Origin of the sequence: Aquirufa salirivi (assembly GCF_045310485.1) — a bacterium.
Lineage (GTDB): Bacteria > Bacteroidota > Bacteroidia > Cytophagales > Spirosomataceae > Aquirufa > Aquirufa salirivi.
Genome location: NZ_JBEWZH010000023.1, coordinates 164 through 749 on the forward strand (window position 1 = coordinate 164; position 586 = coordinate 749).

Consider the following 586-nt stretch of genomic DNA (forward strand, 5'->3'; position numbering starts at 1 on the left):
CTGCTACCAATGGTACAGGTAGTACTACTGCAGTTGTACGTATTACCGTTAATAATGCAGCACCGACAGGCTTGAGTTATACTACTCCAAATGTGTATACCGTTGGATCAACTATTTCTAGTTTATCTCCAACGGTTACAGGGACAGTTACTAGCTATAGTATTTCGACTCCATTACCAACGGGTTTATTATTCAATACCACCACCGGGGTAATTAGCGGAAACCCTTCTGTCACTAGTCCGGCAACAGATTATACCGTAACTGCTACCAATGGTACAGGTAGTACTACTGCAGTTGTACGTATTACCGTTAATAATGCAGCACCGACAGGCTTGAGTTATACTACTCCAAATGTGTATACCGTTGGATCAACTATTTCTAGTTTATCACCAACGGTTACAGGGACAGTTACTAGCTATAGTATTTCGACTCCACTACCTACGGGTTTATCTTTCAATACCACAACCGGTGTGATTAGTGGAAACCCTTCTGTCACTAGTCCGGCAACAGATTATACCGTAACTGCTACCAATGGTACAGGTAGTACTACTGCAGTTGTACGTATTACCGTTAATAATGCAGCACC

1 protein-coding gene is annotated in these 586 nt (G+C 42.3%); it reads left to right on the forward strand.

Annotation, left to right across the window (positions count from 1 at the left end; all coding sequences use genetic code 11):
- The coding region (locus tag U0R11_RS13510; protein WP_406752351.1) for a putative Ig domain-containing protein at positions 1 to 586 on the forward strand (586 nt) is incomplete at both ends.